The organism is Sphingomonas sp., from assembly GCF_051962185.1.
Taxonomy (GTDB): domain Bacteria; phylum Pseudomonadota; class Alphaproteobacteria; order Sphingomonadales; family Sphingomonadaceae; genus Sphingomonas.
Map to the genome: position 1 here is coordinate 1 of NZ_JBQCCN010000229.1, position 5,840 is coordinate 5,840.

Annotated in this window: 5 protein-coding genes; 4 read left to right on the forward strand and 1 reads right to left on the reverse strand. The window is 67.2% G+C overall.

Features of this window, described 5'->3' with window-relative positions; translation table 11 throughout:
- On the reverse strand, window positions 1-1,766 hold a 1,766-nt coding region (locus ACTHJR_RS14530; RefSeq protein WP_440523954.1), incomplete at its 3' end, for a polysaccharide biosynthesis protein.
- 184 nt (window positions 1,767-1,950) lie between these two features.
- Between ACTHJR_RS14530 and ACTHJR_RS14535 the strand changes: the two genes are divergently transcribed.
- From ACTHJR_RS14535 to ACTHJR_RS14550, 4 genes are all read left to right on the forward strand, one after another.
- Window positions 1,951-2,988 carry a polysaccharide biosynthesis protein gene (locus ACTHJR_RS14535; protein ID WP_440523955.1) on the forward strand — a complete coding sequence of 346 codons (1,038 nt, stop codon included), beginning with the start codon at window positions 1,951-1,953 and terminating at the stop codon, window positions 2,986-2,988.
- On the forward strand, window positions 2,978-4,090 hold the full coding sequence (locus ACTHJR_RS14540) for a polysaccharide biosynthesis C-terminal domain-containing protein (protein ID WP_440523956.1): 1,113 nt from the start codon (window positions 2,978-2,980) through the stop codon (window positions 4,088-4,090). The genes ACTHJR_RS14535 and ACTHJR_RS14540 overlap by 11 nt, the downstream gene beginning before the upstream one ends.
- Complete coding sequence (wecB, locus tag ACTHJR_RS14545) at window positions 4,087-5,220, forward strand: non-hydrolyzing UDP-N-acetylglucosamine 2-epimerase (RefSeq protein WP_440523957.1); 1,134 nt, start codon at window positions 4,087-4,089, stop codon at window positions 5,218-5,220. Before ACTHJR_RS14540 ends, wecB begins: the two co-directional genes overlap by 4 nt.
- 10 nt (window positions 5,221-5,230) lie before the next feature.
- A partial coding sequence (locus ACTHJR_RS14550) for a glycosyltransferase (protein ID WP_440523958.1) occupies window positions 5,231-5,840 on the forward strand: 610 nt, incomplete at its 3' end.

Consider the following 5,840-nt stretch of genomic DNA (forward strand, 5'->3'; position numbering starts at 1 on the left):
TCGATCGGCAGGAAGCGTTCGGCCGCCTTGAGGATGCGCGGATGGCCCGTCGGCGCCGGGTCGTTGCCGATCAGCAATTCCTCGTAGAGCTTTTCGCCAGGCCGCAACCCGATCTCGGCAATCTCGATATCGCCTCCCGGATTGTCGACGCCCCGCACGGTCAGCCCGGCCAGCTCGATCATGTTGCGCGCGAGATCGACGATCCGCACCGGCTGGCCCATGTCGAGCACAAACACCTCCCCGCCACGCGCCATCGCACCGGCCTGGAGCACCAGTCCGGCCGCTTCGGGCACCGTCATGAAATAGCGCGTCATGCGGCGATCGGTCAGCGTGACCGGGCCGCCGGCCGCGATCTGCCGCCGGAACAGCGGCACCACCGACCCGCTGCTGCCGAGCACATTGCCGAACCGGACCATCGAGAAATTGGTCCGCGGCGACACCTGGTTGAGCGCCTGGAGGATCAATTCCGCGCTGCGCTTGGTCGCCCCCATCACATTGGTCGGGCGCACCGCCTTGTCGGTGCTGATCAGGACGAAGGCCGGTACGCCCCAGCGCGCCGCCGCGCGCGCCAGCGTCCAGGTGCCGAAGATGTTGGTGCGGATTCCCTCGGCCGGATTGTGCTCGACCAGCGGCACATGCTTGTAGGCGGCGGCATGATAGATGGTGTCGGGGCGCCACGCCCCGATGATCTCGTCCATCCGCGCGGCGTCGATCACCGAGCCGAGCAACGGGATGACGCGCAGCGAGGCGTCGCGCGCCGTCAGGTCGCGGTGAATTTCGTAAAGCCCATATTCGCTGATTTCGACCAGCAACAATGCCGCCGGCTCGTGCCGCGCGAGCTGGCGGCACAATTCGCTGCCGATCGAGCCGCCCGCGCCGGTCACCATCACCACCTTGCCGCGGATATGATCGTGCATCAGCGCGACGTCGGGCTCGACCGAGGCGCGGCCGAGCAGATCCTCGATCTCGACGTCGCGGAGCTGGGTGACCTCGATCCGGCCGTGTGCGATGTCCATCAGCCCGGGCAAGGTGCGGATCCGCGCGTTGGCGGTGAGCGCATCGGCGATGATCTGGTTACGCCGCGCGAGCGACGCCGAGGGCATCGCCAGCAGGATCTCATCGGCGCCGACGCGTTCGACCACCGCCGCCATCCTTGCCGGATGATGGATGCGCCGCCCGTCGAGCACGCTGCCGATCAGCGCGGGATTGTCGTCGAGATAGCCGACCACCGCCATCTCGCTGCTCTGCGCGATCGCGGCGGCGAGTTGCCGCCCGGCCGATCCGGCGCCGTAGATCAGCACCCGGCGCTGTGGCCCGCGCCCGGCGCCCGGCGCGTCGAGCAACCAATAGCGCGCCAGCACGCGCGACCCCGCGATGCTGACGAACAGCAGGATCGGCTGGATCAGGACGATGGTCCGCGGAATACCGAACACGCTGATGACGGTGAACACGGTCGCGAAGGGCAAGGTGTAGATCGCGCAGGCGCGGCCGATATGAACGATCGCGCGGATGCCCGCCTGGCTGAAGATCTCGCGATAGAGGCCGAGCGCCCAAAACAGGGGAAGCGCGATCGCGATCGAAACCGCGACCAGCAATCCGAACGGCGTATCGCGCTCCGGCCAGAACCCCAGCCGCAGGATGACCGCGGCGTAACAGGTGATCGCGCACAGACAGGCATCGACCAGCATCGCGATCCAGCGCTTGGTCTGGCGCGGCCGCGAGACCGCGTAATGGCGCAACGCCGCGAGCGTAGGCGGCAACGTCACGGCCGGCACCGCCGCCGTCGCGAACCGCAGGATCGGATAATGCCCTCACGCCCTGTCACATCGGCTTAGTGGCCGTGTCGGCCGCGCCCCGTTCAACCCGCGTGAACGCTTCGCCGCGGCGCGGGCACCAAGGAGCGAGGGTGCAGACCCACCGGGACAGACGGAAAGGACGCCGGCGCTCGGCATGGGGGATTTCACGGGCAGGATATTGATGATCACCGGCGGCACGGGGTCGTTCGGCACGACCATCCTGCGCCAGCTGCTCGCCCAGCCGATCGCCGAGATCCGCATCGTCAGCCGCGACGAGAAGAAGCAGGAGGACCAGCGGCTGCGCTTCGGCGACGCGCGGATCAAATATCATATCGCCGACGTCCGCGACGCCCGCGCGATGGAGATGGTCAGCCGCGGGGTCGATTTCGTCTATCACGCCGCCGCGCTCAAGCAGGTGCCGTCGTGCGAATTCCACCCGCTCGAGGCGGTCGCGACCAATGTCAGCGGCACCGCCAACGTCATCGATGCGGCGATCAGGAACGGGGTGAAGCGCGTCGTGTGCCTGTCGACCGACAAGGCGGTCTATCCGGTCAACGCGATGGGCATGTCCAAGGCGCTGATGGAGAAGGTCGCGATCGCCCGCGCGCGGATGGCCGAGGGCAGCGGCACCGCGATCTCCGCCACACGCTACGGCAATGTCCTCGCCTCGCGCGGGTCGGTGGTACCGCTGTTCATGCGCCAGGTGCGGAACGGCCAGCCGATCACCATCACCGATCCCGCCATGACGCGGTTCGTGATGACGCTGGACGAAGCGGTCGAGCTCTGCCTTTACGCCTTCGACCACGGCGCCAATGGCGATTTGTTCGTGCAAAAGGCGCCGGCCATCTCGATCGAGAAGCTGGCCCGCGCGGTGCTCGCGGTGATGGGCCGGCCCGACCACCCGATCCGCGTGATCGGCACGCGCCACGGCGAAAAACAGCACGAAACCTTGTTGAGCCGCGAGGAGATGGCGGTGGCCGAGGATCGCGGCGCCTATTACCGGGTCGCTCCCGATCATCGCGACCTCAATTACGACGCCTATTTCAGCGATGGCCGCGAGCAGGTGTCGCGCGCCGACGATTTCAATTCGCACAATACCCGCCAGCTCGAGGTCGCGGAACTGGCGGACATCCTCGGCGGCTTGCCCTATGTCCGAAGCATGCTCTCGGGAGAGGCGGTCGATGAATATTGAGCGGCCGACGGTCGCGATAACCGGGGCGAACGGATTCGTCGGACGCAACCTGTCGGTGCGGCTGGGCGAGCTCGGCTATCCGTTGCGACCGGTCACGCGCGACACGCCTGCTGACGAGGCGCAACGCGTGCTCGGATCGAGCGACGTTGTGTTCCATCTTGCGGGAGTGAACCGGGCCGACGACCCCGACGCTTTCCTGCGCGGCAATCGCGATGTCAGCGCCGAGGTCGCGAAGGTGATCGCCGAGGGTGGGCGGCGCCCGCTGGTCATCGTCGCCTCGTCGCAAAAGGCGATCGAGGACACGCCTTATGGCCGCTCGAAACTGGCGGGCGAGCAGGCGATGCTCGGCCTCGGCGATGCCGCGATCGTCTCGGCCTGGCGGCTGCCCAACATTTTCGGCAAGTGGACGCGGCCCGACTACAATTCGGCGGTCGCCACTTTCTGCCACAGGATCGCGCGCGGCCTGCCGATCGAGATCCACGATCGCACCGCGCCGCTCCGCTTGCTCCATATCGACGACCTGATCGACCAATGGCTCGCCTTGATGGCCGCACCGCCCGCGAGGAGCGGCGTGATCGATCCCGCGAACGTCCATACCACTACGGTCGGCGAGCTCGCCGACCAGATCGCCGCCATCGCGGCGCGGCGGGCCAAGGGCGAGGTCGGCAATGTCGGCACCGGCTTCGAGCGCGCGCTCTACGCGACCCACATCTCCTATCTGCCCGAGAGCGCCTTCAGCTACCCGCTGGTCGCGCACAGCGATCCGCGGGGCAGCTTCACAGAAGTGCTCAAGACTCCGGCCGCCGGGCAGATCTCCTATTTCACCGCGCATCCCGGTGTGACGCGCGGCGGCCATTACCATCACGCCAAGGTCGAGAAGTTCCTGGTCGTGCATGGCCAAGCCCGCTTCCGCTTCCGCCATATCCTGACCGGCGCGGAGCATGAGGTGACGACAGCCGCCACCGAGCCGGTCGTGGTCGAGACGATCCCCGGCTGGACCCACGACGTGACCAATATCGGCGAGGACGACCTGGTCGCGATCGTCTGGGCCAACGAGATATTCGACCGCGATCGGCCCGATACCGTGGCGATGCCGCTATGAGCGGAGCGGCACACAAACGGCTCAAGGTCGTGACGATCCTCGGCACGCGCCCCGAGATCATTCGCCTGTCGCGCGTGATTGCCGCGCTCGATCGCCATACCGATCACGTCCTCGTCCATACCGGACAGAATTACGATCACGAGCTCAACCAGGTCTTCTTCGACGACCTCGCCTTGCGCGCGCCCGACCATATCCTCGACGCGGCGGGCGCGAGCGCGGCCGAGACGATGGGCCGCGTGATCATCGCGGCCGACAAGGTGCTCGAGGCCGAAGCGCCCGACGCTTTACTCGTGCTCGGCGACACCAATAGCTGCCTGTCGGTCATCGCCGCCAAGCGCCGTCGCATTCCGGTCTTTCACATGGAGGCCGGCAATCGCTGCTTCGACCAGCGCGTGCCCGAGGAGATCAACCGGCGGATCGTCGACCACACCGCCGACATCAACATGCCCTATTCGACCATCGCGCGCGATTATCTGCTCGCCGAGGGCTTCCCCGCCGATCGCGTAATCAAGACCGGCAGCCCGATGTTCGAGGTACTGAACCATTACCGCGCCGGCATCGACGCGTCGGACGTCCACCAGCGGCTCGGGGTCGAGCGCGGTCGCTACGTGGTAGTGAGCTGCCATCGCGAGGAGAATGTCGATCGCGACGACCGCCTGCGGCAACTGGCGGATACGCTCGGCGCGGTGACGGCGCTGCACGACGAGCCGATCCTGTTCAGCGCGCATCCACGAACGCGCAAACGGATCAAGGCGCTGGGCCTGAGCTTCGACTCGCGCGTGCGGGTGATGAAGCCGCTCGGCTTCCTCGATTACAACGCGCTCCAGCGCCATGCCCGCGCGGTGTTGTCGGACAGCGGCACGATCAGCGAGGAAGCGGCGATCCTCGGCTTTCCCGCGCTCAACATCCGCGACGCGCACGAGCGGCCCGAGGCGATGGAGGAAGCGGTCGTCATGCTGACCGGGCTCGGCCGCGAGCGCGTGTTGCAAGGGCTGGATATCCTCGCATCACGCGCCGCGCCGCCGCGTCTCCCGGCCGATTATGCGATACCCGATGTGTCGGAAAAAATCGTGCGGCTGATCCTCAGCTACACCGATTATGTCCGCCGCACCGTGTGGAAAGACTATTGAGCGCGCCGCCATGCGCTTCCTGATGGTCGCGATGCAATTCCCGGTCGCGCCGGGCCAATCCTATCTGACGGCCGAGCTGGCCGACGCCCTGGTCGCGGCCGGGCATGAGGTCGAAGTGCTGCATCTCGACTGGGCGGCGGCGCCGGGCGGCGCGGCCGAGACCTTCAAAACCGACAATGGCGTGCGCGTGGTCCGCGTAGCGCCGCGTGCGCTCGGCGGCCCGGCATTGCTCCGTAACGCCAGCAAGTTCGTGATGAGCGGGCGTCATGCCGCGCGGGCCGCCGCGCGCGATTTCGATCTGGCGCGTTTCGACGCCCTGATCGCCTGGATGCCGGCGATCGCGATCGCGCCGTTACTGCCACTCGTCGAGCGCGCGGGGATCAAGCACCGGCTCCTCTTCATCTGGGACTTCTTCCCCGACCATCATCGCGAGATCGGGCGTATTCCCGGCGGTCTGCCCTTCCACATCGCGCGTCGCTGGGAACAACGGCAGCTGGAGCGTTTCACCGCGATCGTCTGCACGCTGCCGGGCAACGAAGCCTATCTGCGCGCCAAATATCGCGTACGCCCCGACCAGCGCGTGCTGGTGACGCCGGTCTGGGCCGACGTCGCCCCCCTTC